The following is a 19,880-nucleotide window of genomic DNA, read 5'->3' as shown; positions in this document are numbered from 1 at the left end:
AGACAAAACGCCGGGGCAACCCGGCGTTTTTCATTTTAGATCAAGGGTTTCAGGCGTATTTCTGAACCATCCGCGCCGCCCGCGCCATCTTGCGCATGGCCGAGGGGCTGACGCCCAGTGTGTTGCGGACCGACCGCGAAAAGCCCGCAAGCGTTTCGAACCCGCTGGCGCGTGCGATTTCCGAGACCGGCATTGCGGTGTGGCGCAGCAACTCCGCGCCATGTTTCAGGCGCAGCGCAAGGTAGTGGTCCGAGGGCTTTACCCCAAGCGCCCGCACGCAGCGCCCGCGCAGCGCCTTGCGGCTGAGGCCCAGACTGTCGGCCAGATCGGCGAGCGACAGCGGATCGGCCAGATGGGCTCGCATCTCGGCCTCCATCTGCGCGATCACCGGATCGTCGGTTTCCGAGCGCTCCTCGGCCACCGGGCGCGGCTCGCGCAGACGCCCGGTGCTGAGCGCGCGCGCCACTTCTTCGGCCAGTGCAGGCGTCGTCGTCTCGGCGATCCAGGCGCACAGCGCATCGCCTGCGGCGACGCCCCCCGCGATGGTCAGCCGCCGGTCGTCAAGCACATGCGGCCGGTCGGAGACTTCGACCGCGGGGAATGTCTCGTCGATGGCCAGCGCATCACGCTGCACCACCGCGCGGCGGCCATCCAGATGCCCAAGCCGCGCAAGGATCGTGGTGCCTGTGGCGATGCCGCCCAACCGTCCGCCCGCCGCATCGACCTGCGTGAGAAAGGCCTGAAACCCGTTCGGAATGCGCTTGGGTAGGCTGTCGCCTGACATCACGAGCACAAGGTCAACAGCCTCGGCACCGTCCCAATCAGGGCGGTCCGGCGCCATAACCGCGCTGTTTGAGGCCTTGATTGCGGCATGACCCGGAATGCGCGTGTCGCAGCCAAGAAGGGGCTGCCCCGCCATGCGGTTGGCGATGTCGATCGCCTCGCGCGCCAAGGCATAGGCCAGCATCGGGAAACCGGGGAAAAGAACGAAACTCACATGTGCCATATTTCAGAGGGTGCCGCAGCATCCCGGTCGGTTCAAGACAAGTCACACGCCGCCTGTGAAATATGCGCAACCGCGGCAGCACGGCCACAAGTCACCGTCGCCGGGGTATCGCGGATGGACTCGGGGCAGGCGATGACGTGTCCAGCGCGTCGAGGTCGATCTCGACGGCGAAGGTCAATCCGCCGTCTGTTGTGTGGCTCAGGCGCATCTGCAGATCCAGATCGGTGATCAGCCGCACCGTGCCGGGGGCGGGACCGGCCGATCCCCCGGTCAACCCCATCGAAGCCGTGCCGGATATCTCGATACCGTCGGCCAGCACAGCGCCAGCGACGCAAGACAGCGTCGCGGCAAGGGCAAGGCGGGCAAAGGATCGGGCGGTCATGGCGCAGAGTATCCTTAAATGCATCTGGCACAAAACGACAAAAAAAGGCGCGCCAAACGGCGCGCCCCACATCGGATCAGGCCGGCGTCACCTGGACGGGCCGATCATCATAACCATCTGCCGGCCTTCCAGCTTGGGCATGTTCTCGATCTTGCCCAGCCCTTCGACATCGGCGGCGACGCGTTCCAGCAGGTCGCGGCCAAGGTTCTGGTGCGCCATCTCGCGGCCGCGGAAGCGCAGCGTGACCTTCACCTTGTCGCCATTCTCGAGGAATTTGGTGACGCTGCGCATCTTGACCTCGTAGTCATGAGTGTCGGTGTTCGGGCGGAACTTGACCTCCTTGACCTCGATGATCTTCTGCTTCTTGCGTGCCTCGGCCTCGCGCTTTTGGGTCTCGTATTTGTATTTGCCGAAATCCATGATCTTGCACACGGGCGGTTCGGCATTTGGCGAGATCTCGACCAGGTCCAGCCCGGCCTCCTCGGCCATGGCCATCGCGCGGGCCGGGGTCACGACCCCGACGTTTTCCCCCTCTGCGCCGATCAGGCGGATCTCGGGGGAACGGATACGGTCGTTGATGCGCGGGCCGGTTTCGCGTTGCGGCGGCGCATTGTGGGGTCTGCGGGCTATGAGGGGCCTCCTGAAGTTGCCGGGTGTCGAGGCGGCAAGTTACGCGCAAGACCCGCGTCTTTCAAGGCGATTTGGGCAGGAGGTCGCCGGTTTCGCATCGGCCGCTGCAGTGCAGCATTGTGCTTGCGGCTAGACGGAGATATGCGCCGCATACAAACAGTCATCCGAAGGGGGACATCATGAACCGGGCACTGATCATCGTCATCATCCTCGCCGCACTTGGCGCCGGGGGATATTTCCTGATGCAGTCGAACGCGAACCAAGCTGCCGAACAGGCCGCCGCAGCAGAAGCTGCAGCCGCTGAGGCCGCCGCCGCTGAAGAGGCTGCCGCCGCCGAGGCCGCCGCCGCAGAAGCTGCCGCCGCCGAGGCCGCGGCCGCAGAAGCCGCCGCCGCCGAGGCCGCCGCCGCAGAAGCTGCAGCCGCAGAAGCCGCGGCCGCAGAAGCCGCCGCCTCAGAAGCTGCAACCGCTACCTCCGAGGCCGTGGAGGCCGCTGCCGAGGCCGCCACCGAAGCCGTCGAGGCCGTGGAGGGTGCGGTCGATGCCGCCACCGCCGAAACCGCCGTCGCGGCTGAAGAGGCAGGCGATGCGGCCTTGGCCGGGATCTTCACCGCCGAGGGTTTCGATTACGATCAGGCCATCGCCGCGCTGCAGGCTGCCGACATCTCGCCCGTCACCCGCACCGCAGTGAGCACGGCGCTTGAGGGCGCGCGCGACAACCCCGCGCTGCTCGAGGCGGCGCTGCTGCAGGCTCGTCAGGCGCTCGGCATCGCCAACTGAGCCTTCACAGCGCAGGAAAAGGCCCCCCGCGGAGATTCCGCGGGGGGCCTTTTGATGTGCGGTCGCGCTGGGTGTTCAGTCTAGAAATGCCTTCTCCACCACGTATTCGGCAGGCTTGGAATTCGCCCCCTCGGTCAGGCCATAGCCTTCGAGCATCTCCTTGATCTCGAGATTGAAGGCGAGATTGCCGCAGACCATCGCGCGGTCGCTCTCGGGGCAGAGCGGGGCCACGCCCAGATCGGTGAACACCTCGCCCGAGCGCATCAGGTCGGTGATGCGCCCCATCTTGGCGCTCTGTTCGCGCGTCGTCGTGGGATAGTAGCGCAGCTTGCCCGCGAAACCCTCGCCGATCAACTCGGCCAGCAGCTCGTCCTTGCGGATATCCTCCACCAGCTTGGCGCCATAGGTCAGCTCGCCCAGCTCGCGGCAGGTGTGGGTCAAGATGACCTCGTCGTAATCGGCATAGGTCTGCGGGTCGCGCAAAAGGCTCGCAAAGGGCGCGATGCCGGTGCCGGTGGCAAAGAACCAGATCCGCTTGCCCGGGATCAGCGCATCATGGACCAGCGTGCCGACGGGCTTGGGGCGCAAGATGATCTCGTCGCCCGGCACGATATGCTGCAGCCGCGAGGTCAGCGCGCCGTCCGGAACCTTGATCGAATAGAATTCCAGCTCGTCATCCCAAGACGGCGAGGCGATGGAATAGGCCCTGAGCAGCGGCTTTTGCTTGCCGGTCTCGGGGTCGGGATCACCCATCAGGCCGATCATCACGAATTCACCCGACCGGAATCGCAAGCTCGGCGGCCGCGTGCAGCGGAACCGGAACAGGCGGTCGGTGTAATGCTCCACCTCGGTCACAGTCTGCGCATCGGGCAGGGTGGGCGTCGCCTTGGGGATGTTCGGTGCGTCGATATCTTTCACGGGTCTGTGCTCGCTCATGTCCATCTGGGCACCTCTCTAACGCTCGGTGCCTGTTTAAGCCTTGATCTGGGTCAGGGAAACCCCGGGGTCAGCCCCTCAGCCGCGCCTGATGGTCGCCCGCCCGCCAGTCGGCGCGCGCCAGCCACTGATCCTCGGGCTGGCGGGCCGCGATCTGCGGCGCCAGCTCGATCTCGTCGAATCCCGCGCGCCGGGCCATCGCATACTGATCTGCCAGCACCGGTCCCGCCGCGCGCAGGCGTCCGGTGTAGCCCATGGCACGCAGGCGCCGCGCCACGGTAAAGCCACGCCCGTCGTTGAATGCGCCAAACCGGATCCGGATCAGCGCGATGCGCCCCAGATGCGGGGCCAGCTCTGCCAGATCCTCGCCGGGGTCAAGGTCGATGCCCAGGACATCCACCGCTCCCGCCTCGGCCAGCGGCACGACCTGCCCGGCCCAGTCATCTTCCCTAAAGCCATCGTCTTGCATGAGAATTGCCATCTGTGTGTCTCTCATCTTTCCAAAAATATGCACGGCGAAAGGTCACCGCCTCTCACGACGCCGCCTTGAGCGGGCCGCGCACCATCCGGCCATCCACGAAATGGATGCCGCATTCCTCCTTGTCGGTCCCGCGCCAGCGCCCGGCGCGCGGGTCCTCGCCCGTGGCGACGGGCGTCGTGCAGGGCGCGCAGCCGATGGAGGGATAGCCGCGCGCCACCAGCGGATGGCGCGGCAGGCGGTTGTTGATCATGTAATCGGCCACATCCAAGGGCGCCCAATGGGCGAGCGGGTTGATCTTGATCCGGCCCGTTCCCGTCTCGGCTTCGAAAAACGCCAGTTCCGCCCGCGTGCCCGACTGGAACCGCTTGCGGCCCGTGATCCATGCATCGAAGGGCGCCAGCGCGCGCTCCAGCGGCTCGGTCTTGCGGAGCGCGCAGCAGGCATCCGGGTCGGTCCGGTGCAAATCGCCTTCCGGGTCATGGGCGCCGACGCGCACGGGCGCGGCGCGGATGATCCGCAAATCCTCAAGGCCCAGCCGCTCGGCCACCTCGCGCTGATACTCCAGCGTCTCGGCAAACAGCATCTGCGTATCGACGAACAGCACAGGCGTGGCGGGGTCGACGACCGCCACCATATGCAAAAGTACCACCGATTCCGCCCCGAAGGAGGACACCAGCGCCACCGCCCCCGTATCGCCGTCCCGCAAGGCATGCTCGACCACCGAGGTGGCCGCGCGATGCTTGTAGCGCGCGTTCAGCCCCGCGATCCGGTCGGCAAGCCCCGTGTCAGGCGGCGGCATCGGCGCGCACCTCGGGATCGTCGTAGAGCGCCGCCTTGAAGGGTGCCATGCCGAGGCGGCGGTAGGTGTCGAGGAAAGTCTCGCCCGGCCCCTCGCGCAGGGTCAGGTAGGCGCGCAGAATGCGCTCGATCGCCGGGATGATCCGGTCATAAGCAAAGCCGGGGCCGGTGCGCTCGCCGATCACCGCATCGGGGCCGCCATCGCCGCCCAGCGTGATCTGGTAGCTTTCGACCCCCGCCCGGTCCAATCCCAAAATGCCAATATGGCCGACATGATGATGCCCGCAGGCGTTGATGCAGCCCGAGATCTTGATCTTGAGCGGGCCGATCTCGTGTTCCAGCTTCAACGCCTCGAAGCGCAGCGCGATGCCCTGCGCCACAGGGATCGATCGCGCGGTCGCCAGCGCGCAATAATCCATGCCGGGGCAGGCGATGATGTCCGACACAAGGCCCACGTTGGCCGTGGCAAGGCCAGCGGCCAGAAGCGCCTCTTGCACGGCCTTGAGGTGCCGTTTGGGCAGATGCGGCAAGATCACGTTCTGCTCGTGGCTGATGCGCAACTCGTCATGGGCGTAGCGTTCCGCCAGATCGGCCAGCACCCGCATCTGCGCGCTCGTCGCATCGCCGGGCGTCTCGCCATGCGCCTTGAGGCTGACGGTCAGGATCGCGTAACCGGGATGGCGGTGCGGCGTCACGTTGGTGTCGGTGAAGGCACGAAAGACCGGATCGGCGGCGCGCCATGTCTCGTAGCTGCCAACGGCACCAGCCTCGAAGCGGGGCGGCGCGAATTGCGCGGTGATCGCGGCCAGCATCTGCTGGTCGATCCCGGAAAACAGCGGCTTGCGCGCCGCAAATTCGGCCTCCACCTGCGCGCGGATTTCCTCGATCCCGGTCTCGTGGACGGTGATCTTGATGCGCGCCTTGTACTTGTTGTCCCGTCGGCCAAGCAGGTTGTAGACGGCCACGACCGCCTCCAGATAGGGCAGCAGGTCCGCCAGCGGCACGAACTCCGCCAGCACCTTGCCGATCATCGGCGTGCGCCCCAGCCCGCCGCCCACCAGCACGGTCGCGCCGATCTTGCCGTCGCGTTCCACCAGCCTCAGGCCGATGTCATGGGCCGCCGTCACCGCGCGGTCATCCTTGTGACCCGTCACCGCCACCTTGAATTTGCGCGGCAGGAACTGGAATTCCGGGTGGTCGGTCGACCACTGCCGGATCAGCTCGGCCACCGGGCGGGGGTCGATCACCTCGCCCTCCACCGCGCCCGCGAAATGGTCGGCGGTCACGTTGCGAATCGTGTTCCCGCTGGTCTGGATCGCATGCATCCCCACATCGGCCAGCGCATCGAGCATGTCGGGCACATCGGCGAGCTTGGGCCAGTTGAACTGGATGTTCTGGCGCGTGGTGAAATGGCCATAGCCCTTGTCGAAAGCGTCGGCGATCATCGCCAGCTGCCGCATCTGCGCGGAATTCAGCGTGCCATAGGGGATCGCCACGCGCAGCATGTAGGCATGAAGCTGCAGGTAAAGGCCATTCATCAGGCGAAACGGCTTGAATTCATCCTCGGTGAGGCTGCCGTCGATGCGGCGGGCGACCTGAGCCCGGAACTGGGCCACGCGGCTGCGGACGAAACTCTCGTCGAATTCGGAATAGCGGTACATTACTGCGCCTCCTGCTTGCCATGGGCGTAGTTGGAGGGCCCGCGGGTGCGGAAGTCCTCGCGGAAATGGGTGGGTTCGGGGCCCTTCGGTCCGGGGCGCGCATCGGCGAGATAGGCGCCCACGACCTCGTGGCCGCGGGCATGAGCGTCGAGCAGGTGCAGATCAGCCGTCGCCTCATCCTCGATCAGGGCGGCCTGTTCCATCCGCCGCGTCCATTGGCCTTGCGCATCGAGCCAGACCACATCGCCCTCGAGCAGCGCATTGGCGGTCAGCACCTTGGGGGTATAGGGGCGGGACATCAGGCGAATTCCTCTTTCAGGTCGGCACTCTGCCGGGGCAGGGCGGCCTCGGCCCAACGGGGGGCAAGACCGTAGAGCAAGATCACGGGGCCGGTCGGTGCGGCGTCTTCGAGGTCCGAGGCAAGACGCCCGAGCGTCGTGGCTATGGTGCGGGCATCAGACCGCGCGGCGTTTTCCACCGCCGTCACGGACGTGTCGGGGGATGCGCCATGCATCATCAGGCGGCCTTGGATGAACCGCGCCCCACGCGCGCCCATGTAGATCGCGGCGACCGTGCCGGGGCGGGCCAGCCCGCGCCAATCCTGTTCGGCAAAGCCCTTCATGTCGTGGCCCGTCAGGATGCGCAGCGCAGAGTTGCGGTCGCGTTTGGTCAGGCTCTGTCCGATCTGGGCTGCCGCAGCACTTGAGGCCGTGATGCCGGGCACGACCGACCAGTCGAGGCCTGCAGCGTCGAGCGCCGCAATCTCCTCGTCCAACCGACCAAAGACCGAAGGATCGCCACCCTTTAGCCGCACCACATGCGCGCCCTGCGCCGCATGTTCCACCATCAGTGCGCAGATTTCGTCTTGCGCCATCGCGGGACCAAAGCCCTGCTTGCCGGCGTCGATCAAGATCGCCTCGCGGCGCGCGAGTTCCAGGATCGCAGGGGCCACGAGCCTGTCGTGGATCACCACATCCGCCCGGTCGAGCAGGCGGCGCGCCTTGAGCGTCAGCAATTCCGGATCGCCCGGGCCCGCGCCGACCATGTCCACGCGGCCACGCGTAGGGGCCTCCGCCAGATGGCGCGCCAAGAGATCGTGCAATGCCGGCTCAAGACCTGCTTCGCCCTGTTTCTCAATGGCCTGCGGGGCGGTGTTGAAGTAGTATTCCGCCCAGAACTCTCGCCGCTTGCGCCCCATCGGCAGCGCATCGGCGGCCTTGCGGAACGCCTTCCCGACGCGGGCGGCAAGCCCCAGAGACACGGGCAGGCGTTCCTCCAGATCCGCCTTGATCGCGCGGGCCAGCACCGGGGCCGCGCCCTCGGTCCCGATGGCGATGGTCACCGGATCGCGGTCGACGATGGCGGGGGTGATGAAGGCGCTGTTCTCCAGATTGTCGACCCAATTGACCAGCGCCCCATCGGCGCGCGCCAGACGGGCCACGCGCGCATCCTCGGCCGGGTCGTCATTGGCGGCGTAAAACAGCGCGGCGCAGAGCGCGTCGCCGGGCCCGAGCGCGCGGGACACCAACGTGATGCGCCGCTCGGCGGCCAACGCGCTCAAGCCGTCCTCGGGGGTCTCGGCAAAGACGGTGATCCGCGCCGTGGTCTTGAGCAGCAGCCGCAGTTTTGCCAGCGCGGTCTCACCCCCGCCCGATACCACGATGCGGCGCCCCTGAACGGCAAGGAAGATCGGGAAATGGTCCATCGGGCGCTGCCATCCTGTGTCCTGCAACCTGCCCTTGAGATAGAACAATTTCCCACGAAATGGCAGATACGCCTTGTCAAAAGGAACATGTGTTTGCATCTTTGCGCCGCGCCAAGCCCGGCGTTCCTCAACGGCAAGGCCCCTGACGATGACCGACCAGATCGATGCGCTAGACCGGAAAATTCTCGCGGCCCTGCAAGACGATGCCTCCCGCTCGCTCGACGAGATCGCCCGCGTCGTGGGCTCATCCAAGACGCCCGTCTGGTCGCGGATTCGCAAGATGAAGGAGGCGGGCATCATAGGGCGGCAGACCGTGCTGCTCGATGCCGAGAAACTGGGGTTCGAGGCCTGTTTCTTCGTGCTCATCCGAACCTCGGAACACGAGGCGGATTGGCAGAAGAAATTCCTCGCCGCCCTCAAGGCCCGCCCCGAGGTGCAGGAGGCGCACAGGCTGGCCGGTGAAATCGACTACATCCTCAAGGTCCGCGTGCCCAATGCGCGCGCCTATGACGCCTTTTACCAGGCGCTGATCTCCGAGGTCAGGATCTACAACGTCACCGCCCTTTTGAGCATGGAGGAGATCAAGGCGTCACCGCTTCTGCCGCTGGGGCCAGTTTCGTGACGATCTCGGCGCTGCTTTCCAGCGTCTTGTGAACCGGGCATTTGTTGGCGATTTCCAGAAGCTTGGCCCGGTCCTCGGGTGACAATGCCCCCTCAAGCCGGATCAGCCGCGTGAAGCGGTCGAGCGTGACCGTCGGCGCGCGCGCGTCCTGCGCATGGACCCTGTCATGGGTCACATCGACCGCGACATGGGACAGTGCCACGCCCTTGCGCCGCGCATACATGCGGATCGTCATCGAGGTGCAGGCGCCAAGGCCCGCCGCGACCAGCTGATAGGGGGTCAGCCCGCGGGCGGTCCCGCCATATCCCACCGGCTCATCGGCGCGGATATGGTGGCGGCCGACCTGCACATCTTGCAAGAATCCGTCGGAGTCGGCCTCGGACACGCGGGTCACGCCCTCGGGCGCACCGGGCGGCGGCGCGGGCGCGCGCAGGTCAAGGTAGCGCGCGGCCCATGCGGCGGCGACGCCGGCGGCATAATCGGCATCCTCCGGCCGGGACAGCAGGTGGTCGGCATCGTCAAGCGTGACAAAGCTTTTGGGATGGCGCGCGGCAGTGAAGATGCGGGTGGCATTGTCGATCCCCACGACATCGTCGCGGGGCGCATGCAAGATCAGCAGCGCCTGTTTCATCTCGGCCAGTGCCGGTTCCAGACGGGCGGCCTTCACGTCCTCAAGGAAAGCGCGACCTATCTTGATCTTTTGCTGGCCCAGCGTAACCTCGGCTACGCCGTTGTAGGCGATGCGACCCAGAGCCCAACCGAAATTCTTGGTGACATGGCCCGGATCGAAGGGCGCGCCGATGGTGACCACGGCCTTGACGCGGTCCATCTGCGGCGCAGCCCGTAGCGCGGCCGCGCCCCCAAGCGAATGACCGATCAAAAGGCCGGGCGGCATGCCGCGGTCGCTCAGCGCCCGGGCGGCGGCCAGCAGATCCTCCACATTCGAGGTGAAGGAGGTGTTGGCAAACTCCCCTTCGGAATGGCCCAATCCGGTGAAATCAAAGCGCAGCACCGCGATGCCCATTCCCGCCAGCCGCGCCGAGATGCGGCGCGCGGCGGCGATATCCTTGCCGCAGGTAAAGCAATGCGCCATCAGCGCGGTCGCCAGATGCGGCCCCTCGGGCAGGTCGAGGCGCGCGGCCAGCGCGTGGCCGTCATGGCCGGGAAAGGTGAAGCGTTCGGTGGGCATTGTCGGGTCATTCCTGTGCGGACCCGTCTAGGATGGGCGCGCCGTCTTGCGACGGCAAGCGGACCCGGAGCTGTCTCACGTCCTCGTGCGGCGCGGTGTCCGCGGCGTGAGCGGCGATCTTGCGCTTGGGGGCGCGATGGGCTTTGGTCGGGCGGTTCCACCCCAAGAAGGCTCCGATGGACCCGATCTGCCAGACCAAGCTGCCCCATCTGCCGTGGATGGACCCGGCCACGGCCCGGTTGCCGGGCGTCCAGCCGCTGGGGCCGGGTGACAGCTGGCTGATGCGCGACGATGCCTTTGCCGCCCAGATGGCGCTGCGCGACCGGCTGGTAGCCGAGCGGCGCGGCGCGGTCATCGCCGCCCTGCCGGGGTCCGAGGCGGCGGTCGAGGCGCTCTATGTCGAGGTGCTCTATCGGCTCGCCGCCGACCCGGGCTACGACTGGGGCGAGGGGGCGGTGAGGCGCCCCGACGGGGTTGTCGTGCCGTTGGACCCTGCCGACAGGCTTGGCACGCTTGCAAGGCTGGTACAGGAGGATCTGTGCCTGCTCGAACCGCGAGACGGGGAACATGTGATGACGGCGGCGATCTTGTGCTTTCCGGCCAGCTGGACGCTGGCTGAAAAGATCGGGCGCCCGCTGACCGGCATCCATAGCCCCGTGGCGCTCTATGATGCGGGCATGGCCGCCCGCGTCCAGCGCCTGTTCGACATGGTCCGCCCCGAGCGTCCGCTTTGGCGGCAAAACGCGCTGGTCTATGCCGATGCCGCCCTTCACCAGCCGCGCCCCGAGGCCGCGCCGCGCCGCGAGGCCGGGGCGGAAGGGCGTTATCTCAGGTCAGAAAAACAATGCCTTGTGCGGCTTCCTTCATGTGATGCTGTGCTGTTTGCGATCCATACCTTCGTGGTTCAGCTCTCGGCCATCCCGCCTGAGGCGCTGCGCCAGATGCCGCATCGGGCGCCCGTGACATGAGCCGCGTCACCGACCAATACGAGGCCTTTCCCTACCCCGAGCGCGACCCGGGCGACGAGGGCAAGCGCCTGATCACCGGCTCGCCCAGTCATCCGCTGGAGATCGACCATTTCCTGTTTGGGGGCAGTCGCGACTGGTCGCAGCCGTTGCGCGCGCTGGTCGCGGGCGGCGGCACGGGCGACGCGCTGATCCAGCTGGCGCAGGTTCTGACCAGCTCGGGCAAGCCCCATGACATCACCTATGTCGACCTCTCCACCGCTGCGCGCAAGATCGCGCAGGCGCGGGCAAAGGCGCGCGGCCTGACCGGTATCCGCTTCGTCACCGGCTCGCTTCTGGACGCACCCGCGATGGGGCCGTTCGACTACATCGACTGCTGCGGCGTGCTGCATCATCTGCCCGATCCGCAAGCCGGCTTTGATGCCTTGGCAGCCGCCCTCGTGCCCGAGGGGGGCATGGGTCTGATGGTCTACGCGCCCTTCGGCCGGTCCGGCGTCTATCCTCTGCAAAAGGCCTTTGGCACCGTGCTGGAGGGAACGCCCCGCGACCGGTTGCGCCGCGCCAAGGCGATCTTTGAGCGCATTCCCGATGGCCACCCGTTCAAGCGCAACGCCCAACTGGGCGACCACAAGGCCAGCGATGCGGGGTTTTACGACCTGCTGTTGCACAGTCAGGACAGGCCGTTCCGCATCGGCGACCTGCTCGACGTGCTGGACCGCGCCGGGCTGGCGATGACCGGAAGCCCGCAGGCGCATCTCTATGATCCGCTGCCCATTCTGGGCGACAAGGGACTGCTGGCGGGGATGGACGCGGCCGCGCGGATGGATCTTGCCGAGGCGTTGCGCGGCACGATCCGCACCCATGTGCTCTATGCCGCGCCCAAGGCCGGGGCCGAGGGGCGTGTCGCCCAACCCGGGCCGCAGGCGGTGCCGCATCTCAAGGGCGTGTCAGGCGGGCCGTTGGCGCAGCATGTGATGAAACATGGGGTGATCCCCGTGACCCATGAGGGCGAACGCTTCGAGATCCCGGTGCCCGCGATGGTCGCCCGCGCGCTGGCGCAGATCGACGGGCGGCGCAATCTGGACGAGATCGCCAAGGGCATGCGCACCGATTGGCTGGCCTTCGCGCCGATCTGGTCGGGCGTGTCGCGGGCCATGACCGGCCACGGGCTGCTTTACTACTCACGGCTGCTGCGCGGGTAACGCCGCCTACGCTTTGAAATGCTTGGACAGTTTCAGGCCCTGGCCCTGATAATTCGACGCGATGCCCGACCCGTAAAGCCGCGCGGGCAGGGCGGCCATGCGTTCATAGACCAGCCGCCCCACGACCTGCCCGTGTTCCAGCACAAAGGGCGCCTCGTGGCAGCGCACCTCCAGCACGCCGCGCGCAGGCGTGCCATGGCCAAAGCCGGGGTCGAAAAACCCCGCGTAATGCACGCGAAACTCGCCGACCATCGCCAGATACGGCGACATCTCGGCGGCGCAATCGGGGGGGATCGTCACCGCCTCGCGGCTGACGAGGATGTAGAAGGCGCCGGGGTCAAGGATGATGCGCCCCTCTTCGCTGCGGACCTCTTCCCAGAAATCTGGGATGGCGTGGGCCGCGATCTTCGTCAGGTCTATGACGCCGGTATGCGGCTTGGCGCGGTAGCCGACGATGCCAGCGGCGGTCGGCGTCAGATCGACGGAAAAGCCCAAGCCTTCGTCGATCACCGGCAGCCCGTCGACCAGCGGGCTGTCGGCATGGCGGGCGGCAAGCTCCGCGTCGCTCAGCACGGCTTGGCCGCGGCGGAACCGGATCTGGTTCAGCCGCAAGCCGGGTGCCACCTTGACCGAGAAGGACCGCGGGCAGATCTCGGCATAGAGCGGTCCAATGTAGCCTGCCGGGATCCGGTCGAATTCCGTGCCGCCATCGGCGATCACCCGGGTCAGGCAATCGACGCGGCCCGTCGAGCTTTTGGCGTTGCACACGGCGGTGACGTCTGCGGGCAGCGCCAGCCCCTCGCGCAGCGGCACGACATAGACGCAGCCCTTTTCCAGCACCGCGCCGCCGGTCAGATCCATCCGGTGCATCTCGAATTCCGCGATCCGGTCGGCCACGCGGCGGCCATGGCCGGCAAGAAAGGACGCGCGCACGCGGTAGGCCACATTGCCCAGCCGCAAATCGAGGCTGGCGGGCTGCACCTGATCGGCATCGGGGCTGTCGCAGGTGATCTGACGGCCTGCGATCATCGCCTCGAGGGCGTGATCGGGCAGCACACCTTGGCTTGCATTGCTCATCCGGGCATCCCCCCTGTTTTGCCCAAGAAAAAACCGCCCGCGCCGGGGGCGCAAGGCGGTTTTCGCGGGGTTCCGCGCACTGCGGAAAGATTTGGTCGGGCTAGCAGGACTTGAACCTGCGACCTTCCGTCCCCCAGACGGACGCGCTACCAAGCTGCGCTATAGCCCGACGTGTCGCCCTTCTACCCATTTTGCCGGGGGGCGCAAGGGGCAGGGTGCACGCTCAGGCGGTCGGGCCCGGCGGGTCGCGGCGCATCCGGTCGCGCAGGGCCACAAGCGCGGGGCGCAGAGCGCCGATGCGGCCATCGCGCAGGGTGGCAGCGGCTGCCACGAGTCCTGCAAGACGGTCGATCGGGCTGATCGGATCGCGGGCTTCAGTCTCTCTGACGATGTCCGACGCAGCGGCGGGTGCGAGGTCCGGTTCGGGCGCTGCGGCCTCGAGCGGTGCCTTAACCTCAGGCGCCAACGCTGGCTCGGCTTCAGGTAGGTCTACCGTCTCCGTCTCCGTCTCTGCGTCCGGCGGGTCGGGCCGCGGCTCGGGATCGTCGAAGTCGAGGCTTGCTTGCAGCGCGCCGTAGCTCGAAGGCTCGGGCGCAGTGCCTGCCTCGGCCTGATCGGCCAACGCATCCTCGGCCCAGGCCTCGACGTCCTCTCCGACATAAGCGTCGATCACCGGCTCTTCGGGCAGGTCGACAGGGGGCGACAGGGCGGCGACCGCGGCCACACCCTCTTCGCGGATCATTTTCTGGACGCCCCGGATGGTCAGCCCCCGGTCATGCAGCAAGACCTTAATGCCGCCGACAAGTTCCATATCGGCGGGGCGGTAATAGCGTCGACCGCCCGCCCGCTTGACCGGTTTGATCTGTGGAAATTTCGATTCCCAAAAGCGCAAGACATGGGCGGCAACGTCGAGCCAATCCGCGACTTCGCGGATGGTGCGAAAGGCTTGCGACGATTTCGACATGGCCGGTTTGCCCGCCTCTGCTCTAGCCTGCTGTCGTATGGTGCCGCGCCCGTGTCTGTCAGCCGCACGGCCCGTCAGTCGCGGTTGCCCGCCGCGACCCTGTCTTTCATCAGGTGCGAGGGCCGGAATGTCAGCACGCGGCGCGGGCTGATCGGCACCTCTTCCCCGGTCTTCGGGTTGCGCCCCACCCGGGCGGTCTTGGACCGCACCGAAAAGGTCCCGAAGGACGAAATCTTGACCTGTTCGCCTGCGACTAGCGCATCGGACATCAATTCAAGCACCCGTTCCACGAGCTGCGCGCTTTCGTTGCGCGACAGGCCTACTTCGCGAAACACCGCTTCGGATAGGTCCATCCGTGTCAGCGTCTTGCCAGCCATCTGTTCTGTCCCCCAAATGTTGCGCCAAGATGCGTGAAGCGATTTCTCAAGTCAATCGAGAGACTTGGGAGCCGGCGTTTATCTGCCGCCCGCCCCCTACCACCGGATCACCACCGCGCCCCAGGCAAGGCCGCCCCCGATCGCCTCGCAGACCAGCAGATCGCCGCGCTTGATCTGGCCCCGCGCCACCCCTACCGACAGCGCCAGCGGGATCGAGGCGGCCGAGGTATTGCCATGGTCTTGCACCGTCACCACGACGCGGTCCATGCCAACGCCCATCTTCTGGGCGGTGCGGGTGATGATGCGCAAATTGGCCTGATGGGGCACGATCCAGTCGATCTGTTCGGGTTGAACACCGGCCTTGGCCAGTGCCGCCTCTGCGGTTTGTGCAAGTTTTTCAACGGCATGGCGGAACACCTCGCGGCCTTCCATGCGCAAGACGCCGGTGGTCTGCGACGACGACACACCGCCGTCAACGTAGAGTAGGTCGCGGTAGCGCCCGTCGGAATTGAGGTCAGTCGCCAGCACCCCGCGATCGGCGGCCGTCCCGGCGCCCGTCTGCGCCTCGAGGATCAGCGCGCCCGCCCCATCGCCGAAGAGCACACAGGTGCCGCGGTCGGTCCAGTCCATGATCCGGCTGAAGGTCTCGGCCCCGATCACCAGCGCGCGCTTGGCCTGACCCGAAGCGATCAGCGCATCGGCATTGGCCAACGCAAAGACGAATCCCGCGCAGACGGCCTGCACATCGAAGGCGAATCCCCTGGTCATGCCCAAGCCTGCCTGCACCATCGTGGCGCAGGACGGAAAGGTCAGGTCGGGCGTCGAGGTTGCCACGATCACCGCATCGATGTCATCGGGCGCAAGTCCCGCCATGTCGAGCGCCTTGCGCGCCGCGGCCACGGCCATCTGGCTGGTGGTCTCGCCGTCGGCCGCAAAATGGCGCCGCTCGATTCCCGAGCGCGACCGGATCCAGTCGTCGCTGGTGTCCAGCGTCGCCTCGAATTCCGCGTTCTCGACAATACGGGCGGGAAGGTAATGGCCGATCCCCACCGAAACGGCGCGCAGTTTCGTCATGCCTGTCCGGCCTCCGATTGAATGGCCGCGGCGGCAGCCTGTTCGGCCGCAGCAAGCCGCGCCGCGAGCCGTTCGTTGAACCCCGACGCTGCCAGCCGCGCGGCCAGCTTGATTGCAGCGGAAACGCCGGTTGCATCCGCGGAGCCGTGCGATTTCACCACCGTGCCGTTCAGGCCCAGAAACACGCCGCCGTTCACCCGGCGGGGGTCGATCCGTTTCGACAATCGACGCAAAGAGGTGTAGGCCAGCATCGCCGCGATGCGTGACAGGGGGGAATAACGGAACGCCTCCCCCATCAGTTCGCGGATCAGCCGCGCCGTGCCCTCGCCGGTCTTCAGCGCGACATTGCCGGTGAAGCCGTCGGTTACGATCACATCCACCTTGTCCGAAGGCAGGTCACCCCCTTCGACGAAGCCGACGAAATCGAAATCGGCCGCATGGCTGACGCGCTCGATCAGGTCGGAGGCGAGTTTCAGCTCGGCGCGCCCCTTGTGGTCCTCGGTCCCGACATTGAGCAGGCCGACGCGCGGGCGCTGCAACTCCAGACCGTTGCGGGCGTAGCTCGCCCCCATCAGCGCGTATTGCAAAAGATCCTCGGCATCAGCGCGGATATCGGCGCCGACGTCGAGCATCACGTTGAACCCGCTTGGATTGCGCGAAGGCCAGAGGCAAGCGATGGCGGGGCGGTTCACGCCTTCGATCTTGCGCAGACGGATCATGCTCAGCGCCATCAGCGCGCCGGTGTTGCCGCAGCTGACCGCCGCCCCGGCCTCGCCGTTGCGCACCGCCTCGATGCAAGACCACATTGACGTGTTCTTGCCATGGCGCAGCACATGCGAGGGTTTGTCACCCATCGTCACCACGCCATCCGCGTGGCGGATTTCGCAGCGATCAGAGAGGTCGCGCCGACGGTCTATCAGGCGCTCGATCTCGGGACGGTCACCGTGCACGATAAAGCGCAGGTTCGGGTTCTTTGCCGCGGACCCGGCAATGCCCGCCACGATTGCGGCGGGCCCCAGATCACTGCCCATCGCATCTATGGACAGGACGGTGCCGGGGATCGTGCGGGCCGTGAGCGCCGTGCCTTGCGTCATTCCCCGGGTCGCCTCGCCGCCTCGGGCTGATGTCGTATCAGGCCGCGTCTTCGTCGAGGTCGATCTCGTCGGCCTTCGCGATCACTTCGCGGTCATTGTAGTTGCCGCAAGACGGGCAAACATGGTGCGGGCGCTTGAGTTCGCCGCAGGAGGGGCATTCGTTCGGATTGCCGCCCTCGAGAAAATCATGGGAACGGCGCATGCCGCGCCGCGAGCGCGTCACTCGGTTCTGGGGGACAGCCATGTCACAACCTCGGTATTTCGGGGGCGATCCCGGTGTGGCCGCCCGATCCAGTCAAAAACGTCTCGTCTCGTACGTCGCCGACCGCATAGCGCGAAGCGGCCTGTCTGACCAGCGCGGAAATGCTACGGCGGGCAGTCGGACCGCCCAGCGGGGCGGGCGCGAATGAGGCCGGGAACATACTCTGATTCCCTGCCCATGCAACCCCTAAACCGCCCCGGAACAGGCGCCGGTTTTCAACCCTCTTCGCTGTCGTTTTCACCTTGTGAAAGGCGGTCGCGGAGCGCCGCCAGACCGGCCAGCGGACGGGCGTCCTCATCGGTCAGCGGCGCCACGCCCGGCGCGGTGAACACGGTCTGGGCCAGCGCCGCATCTGCTGCGCGCGGGTAAAGTGGCAGCGCCAGCGCCAGCGCCTCGGCCATCACTTCGGACAGGTCGAGGACATCGGGCAGGGGTTCTGCGCTGTCATCCTCGGGCATTTCGACCTCGTCGCCCTCGGATTCGGGCATCTGAGCGAGGTAGCGGCGTGTCACAGGCTCGTCGATGCGGGTGGTCACGGGCTCGGCCGTGACGACGCAGGGCTGCACCACGGTCGCGCCCAGCTTTGCCTCCAGCCGCCAGTCGCGCGCGCCATCGGGCAGCAATTCCCCGGAAAACCGCAGTTTCCGCAGCGCGAGCAGTCCCATCTCGCCAGACAAGGCCGCCCGCGCCGATGCATCGGGCACGATCTCGAAACTGCGCGTGCTGGCGCGCGGCAGGCGAGCGAGGGGCAGGCGGGGGGCGTCATCGGTCATGTTCGGTTTCCTCCTCGGGGATGCGGCCGGCTTGCGTCGCAAACTTGCCCTGTGGGCCGGGGTGAGTTAAGCGGATAGAAAGCTTCGGACAGCTGCGCAAGCCAATGGCGGGGCATCCGGCAACAGAACGGGGCAAGAGGGCGAACATGCACAAGTCCAAACGCGGCTTCCGGACGGGTCTCATGGGCCTTTTTCTGGTGCTCGGGCTTGCCGCCTGTTCCGAGACCTTCATCAACCACGGTTTTGTCCCTCCGCCCGAGGATCTGGCCGCGGTCAGCATCGGCGACAGCCGTGAGACGGTGGCAGCGGCCATCGGCACCCCTGGTGCCGCGGGCGTGATGCGCGACGAGGCGTGGTTCTACGCCGCCTACCGGGTGCGCAACTTTGCCTACCGTGCCCCCGAGGTGATCGAGCGTCAGATCCTCGCGGTGTCCTTCGACGGCGGTGGCCGCGTCACCAACATCGAAGAGTTCGGCCTTGAGGATGGGCAAATCGTGCAATTGTCGCGCCGTGTCACCACCAGTTCGGTGCGCGAGATTTCCTTCCTGCAGCAGATCCTGAGCAATTTCGGCCGCATCAACGTAGGCGATGCGCTCGGCGGCAACTGATCGGCGCGCTCTTGTCGCAAGACTGTGAGGGGCGCATCCTATACCTTGTGTCGCCGCAGCAGGGGCGGCAAGGCAGGAGCGGACCCCCATGTTGAATCTGTCCAAGGGACGGTATCGCGCGCGCATAGCCGCGACAGAGGCGGATCTGGAGGCGGCACGACGGCTGAGGACACTGGCCTTTAGGGGGCCCGCTGCCACCGATCTGGACCGTGACGATTTCGATGTCGCCTGCACGCATGTGATGGTCGAGGATACGCGCGACGGCGATCTGGTCTGCTGTTTCCGCCTGATGCATCTGGGATCGGGGGCCGAGATCGGCCGCAGCTATTCGGCACAATTCTACGAATTGTCGGCTCTGGCCGATTTCGACGGCCCCATGGTCGAGATGGGGCGGTTCTGCATCCACCCCGACCGGCGCGACCCCGACATCCTGCGCGTCGCCTGGGGCGCGATGACCGCCTATGTGGACCGCGAAGGGGTCGAGATGCTGTTTGGCTGTTCCTCCTTTCACGGCACCGAGGCGCGCGATTACGCCGATGCTTTCGCGCTCTTGCGTGATCGCCACATCGCGCCCAAGCGTTGGCTGCCGCGCGTCAAGGCACCCGCCGTCTTCCGCTTTGCCAGCCGTCTGCGGCGCAAGCCCGACCTCAAGCGCGCGCAGGCCAAGATGCCGCCCTTGTTGCGCACCTATCTGCTGATGGGCGGCTGGGTCAGCGACCATGCGGTGATCGACCGCGATCTGGGCACGCTGCACGTGTTCACCGGGTTGGAAATCCGCGCCGTGCCGCCCGCCCGCGCGCGGCTGTTGCGGGCCGTTGCGGGGTAAGGAAACCGCGCCTTGAGCGGCCTTGGAACGGGCCGCAATCTGGCGCCCACGATCGCCCATGATCTTGTGCCGGAGGCCCGTTTCCATGACACGCTCTTTAAATTTCCTGTCGTGCCTCGTCCTTGCCGCCTGCGTCGGTTCCGACTTGCCGCCCGAGGTGCGCCGCGACGTGCCCGGTTTCCTCTTTTGCACACCCGAAGGCGTCAGCCCGCTGGCCGCAACGCTGGTCGGCCGCCCGACAGCGGAGGCACGGCCCTATATCGAGGCCGCAGCGGCGGCAGGCGTGTTGTTTGATATCCCCATCGTCACGCCTGATGGATCGACCGCCGCGCTCGCGATTGAAACACCTGATATCATTCGCGCGAACCGGCAGGGCGATCTGATCACCAGCATCGGCTGCATTCCCCGCGATGTCTGCACGGGGGTGCAGCGGGACTGGTCCGGCCTGTGCGTCGGGCAGCGTCGCTGA

24 protein-coding genes and 1 tRNA gene are annotated in these 19,880 nt (G+C 66.7%); 7 read left to right on the top strand and 18 right to left on the bottom strand.

What is annotated here, in order from left to right; translation table 11 throughout:
- Positions 1-49: 49 nt before the first annotated feature.
- From C7455_RS04450 to infC, 3 genes are all read right to left on the bottom strand, one after another.
- A complete protein-coding gene (locus C7455_RS04450) occupies positions 50-1,006 on the bottom strand; it encodes a GlxA family transcriptional regulator (RefSeq protein ID WP_109665848.1) in 957 nt (318 codons plus the stop codon).
- A gap of 91 nt (positions 1,007-1,097) precedes the next feature.
- A complete protein-coding gene (locus C7455_RS04445; RefSeq protein WP_170118989.1) occupies positions 1,098-1,388 on the bottom strand; it encodes a porin in 291 nt (96 codons plus the stop codon).
- An 87-nt stretch (positions 1,389-1,475) separates the two neighbouring features.
- Positions 1,476-1,931, bottom strand: a complete 456-nt coding sequence (infC, locus tag C7455_RS04440; RefSeq protein ID WP_245904227.1) for a translation initiation factor IF-3 — start codon at positions 1,929-1,931, stop codon at positions 1,476-1,478.
- A gap of 266 nt (positions 1,932-2,197) precedes the next feature.
- On the opposite strand from infC, the gene C7455_RS20305 reads away from it, so the two are divergent.
- Positions 2,198-2,797 carry a hypothetical protein gene (locus C7455_RS20305; protein WP_211315430.1) on the top strand — a complete coding sequence of 200 codons (600 nt, stop codon included), beginning with the start codon at positions 2,198-2,200 and terminating at the stop codon, positions 2,795-2,797.
- A gap of 75 nt (positions 2,798-2,872) precedes the next feature.
- Here the strand turns inward: C7455_RS20305 and C7455_RS04425 are convergent, their stop codons facing one another.
- The 6 genes from C7455_RS04425 to cysG all read right to left on the bottom strand — a co-directional run bounded on the left by C7455_RS04425 (position 2,873) and on the right by cysG (position 8,378).
- Entirely contained in the window at positions 2,873-3,733 is an 861-nt protein-coding gene (locus C7455_RS04425; protein ID WP_109666180.1) for a ferredoxin--NADP reductase, read from the bottom strand.
- Positions 3,734-3,803: 70 nt separating this feature from the next.
- A complete protein-coding gene (locus tag C7455_RS04420; RefSeq protein WP_109665842.1) occupies positions 3,804-4,214 on the bottom strand; it encodes a DUF934 domain-containing protein in 411 nt (136 codons plus the stop codon).
- Positions 4,215-4,266: 52 nt separating this feature from the next.
- Entirely contained in the window at positions 4,267-5,013 is a 747-nt protein-coding gene (locus C7455_RS04415) for a phosphoadenylyl-sulfate reductase (protein WP_109665840.1), read from the bottom strand.
- The gene (locus C7455_RS04410; RefSeq protein WP_109665839.1) at positions 5,000-6,673 is read right to left on the bottom strand and encodes a nitrite/sulfite reductase; all 1,674 of its coding nucleotides are present in this window, start codon (positions 6,671-6,673) and stop codon (positions 5,000-5,002) included. The genes C7455_RS04415 and C7455_RS04410 overlap by 14 nt, the downstream gene beginning before the upstream one ends.
- A complete protein-coding gene (locus C7455_RS04405) occupies positions 6,673-6,972 on the bottom strand; it encodes a DUF2849 domain-containing protein (protein WP_109665837.1) in 300 nt (99 codons plus the stop codon). Before C7455_RS04405 ends, C7455_RS04410 begins: the two co-directional genes overlap by 1 nt.
- Complete coding sequence (gene cysG / locus C7455_RS04400; RefSeq protein ID WP_109666179.1) at positions 6,972-8,378, bottom strand: siroheme synthase CysG; 1,407 nt, start codon at positions 8,376-8,378, stop codon at positions 6,972-6,974. The genes C7455_RS04405 and cysG overlap by 1 nt, the downstream gene beginning before the upstream one ends.
- A gap of 148 nt (positions 8,379-8,526) precedes the next feature.
- Here cysG and C7455_RS04395 point away from each other — a divergent pair, with 148 nt between their 5' ends.
- Positions 8,527-9,000 (top strand): Lrp/AsnC family transcriptional regulator, encoded by a 474-nt coding sequence (locus C7455_RS04395; RefSeq protein WP_109665836.1) that lies wholly within the window; start codon positions 8,527-8,529, stop codon positions 8,998-9,000.
- Here the strand turns inward: C7455_RS04395 and C7455_RS04390 are convergent.
- Positions 8,960-10,189 carry a bifunctional alpha/beta hydrolase/OsmC family protein gene (locus C7455_RS04390; protein ID WP_109665834.1) on the bottom strand — a complete coding sequence of 410 codons (1,230 nt, stop codon included), beginning with the start codon at positions 10,187-10,189 and terminating at the stop codon, positions 8,960-8,962. The genes C7455_RS04395 and C7455_RS04390 overlap by 41 nt on opposite strands.
- Before the next feature lie 176 nt (positions 10,190-10,365).
- Here C7455_RS04390 and C7455_RS04385 point away from each other — a divergent pair, with 176 nt between their 5' ends.
- Complete coding sequence (locus C7455_RS04385; RefSeq protein ID WP_109665833.1) at positions 10,366-11,157, top strand: heme-dependent oxidative N-demethylase family protein; 792 nt, start codon at positions 10,366-10,368, stop codon at positions 11,155-11,157.
- The gene (locus C7455_RS04380; protein WP_109665831.1) at positions 11,154-12,356 is read left to right on the top strand and encodes a class I SAM-dependent methyltransferase; all 1,203 of its coding nucleotides are present in this window, start codon (positions 11,154-11,156) and stop codon (positions 12,354-12,356) included. The genes C7455_RS04385 and C7455_RS04380 overlap by 4 nt, the downstream gene beginning before the upstream one ends.
- Positions 12,357-12,362: 6 nt before the next feature.
- Here C7455_RS04380 and C7455_RS04375 read toward each other — a convergent pair whose 3' ends face one another.
- From C7455_RS04375 to C7455_RS04340, 8 genes are all read right to left on the bottom strand, one after another.
- Positions 12,363-13,433: a 2'-deoxycytidine 5'-triphosphate deaminase gene (locus tag C7455_RS04375; RefSeq protein ID WP_109665830.1), complete on the bottom strand. Its 1,071-nt coding sequence runs from the start codon at positions 13,431-13,433 to the stop codon at positions 12,363-12,365.
- A gap of 92 nt (positions 13,434-13,525) precedes the next feature.
- A tRNA-Pro gene (locus tag C7455_RS04370) sits at positions 13,526-13,602 on the bottom strand.
- A 54-nt stretch (positions 13,603-13,656) separates the two neighbouring features.
- On the bottom strand, positions 13,657-14,397 hold the full coding sequence (locus tag C7455_RS04365; RefSeq protein ID WP_109665828.1) for a MerR family transcriptional regulator: 741 nt from the start codon (positions 14,395-14,397) through the stop codon (positions 13,657-13,659).
- A gap of 74 nt (positions 14,398-14,471) precedes the next feature.
- Positions 14,472-14,774 carry an integration host factor subunit alpha gene (ihfA, locus tag C7455_RS04360; RefSeq protein WP_109665826.1) on the bottom strand — a complete coding sequence of 101 codons (303 nt, stop codon included), beginning with the start codon at positions 14,772-14,774 and terminating at the stop codon, positions 14,472-14,474.
- Positions 14,775-14,870: 96 nt separating this feature from the next.
- Positions 14,871-15,848: a beta-ketoacyl-ACP synthase III gene (locus C7455_RS04355; RefSeq protein WP_109665825.1), complete on the bottom strand. Its 978-nt coding sequence runs from the start codon at positions 15,846-15,848 to the stop codon at positions 14,871-14,873.
- Positions 15,845-16,942, bottom strand: coding sequence for a phosphate acyltransferase PlsX (gene plsX, locus C7455_RS04350; protein ID WP_109665823.1), 1,098 nt, complete (start codon positions 16,940-16,942; stop codon positions 15,845-15,847). The genes C7455_RS04355 and plsX overlap by 4 nt, the downstream gene beginning before the upstream one ends.
- 37 nt (positions 16,943-16,979) lie before the next feature.
- Positions 16,980-17,186, bottom strand: a complete 207-nt coding sequence (rpmF, locus tag C7455_RS04345) for a 50S ribosomal protein L32 (protein ID WP_109665822.1) — start codon at positions 17,184-17,186, stop codon at positions 16,980-16,982.
- A gap of 233 nt (positions 17,187-17,419) precedes the next feature.
- Entirely contained in the window at positions 17,420-17,977 is a 558-nt protein-coding gene (locus C7455_RS04340) for a YceD family protein (RefSeq protein ID WP_109665820.1), read from the bottom strand.
- Between the two features lie 182 nt (positions 17,978-18,159).
- On the opposite strand from C7455_RS04340, the gene C7455_RS04335 reads away from it, so the two are divergent.
- The 3 genes from C7455_RS04335 (at position 18,160) to C7455_RS04325 (ending at position 19,880) form a co-directional block, all read left to right on the top strand.
- Positions 18,160-18,585 (top strand): outer membrane protein assembly factor BamE, encoded by a 426-nt coding sequence (locus tag C7455_RS04335; RefSeq protein ID WP_245904208.1) that lies wholly within the window; start codon positions 18,160-18,162, stop codon positions 18,583-18,585.
- Between the two features lie 88 nt (positions 18,586-18,673).
- Positions 18,674-19,411 carry a GNAT family N-acetyltransferase gene (locus C7455_RS04330; protein WP_109665817.1) on the top strand — a complete coding sequence of 246 codons (738 nt, stop codon included), beginning with the start codon at positions 18,674-18,676 and terminating at the stop codon, positions 19,409-19,411.
- A gap of 85 nt (positions 19,412-19,496) precedes the next feature.
- Positions 19,497-19,880, top strand: a complete 384-nt coding sequence (locus C7455_RS04325) for a hypothetical protein (protein ID WP_146199919.1) — start codon at positions 19,497-19,499, stop codon at positions 19,878-19,880.

The organism is Roseicyclus mahoneyensis (assembly GCF_003148775.1).
Taxonomy (GTDB): Bacteria; Pseudomonadota; Alphaproteobacteria; order Rhodobacterales; family Rhodobacteraceae; genus Roseicyclus; species Roseicyclus mahoneyensis.
This window is presented reverse-complemented; position numbering and strand designations above follow the sequence as displayed.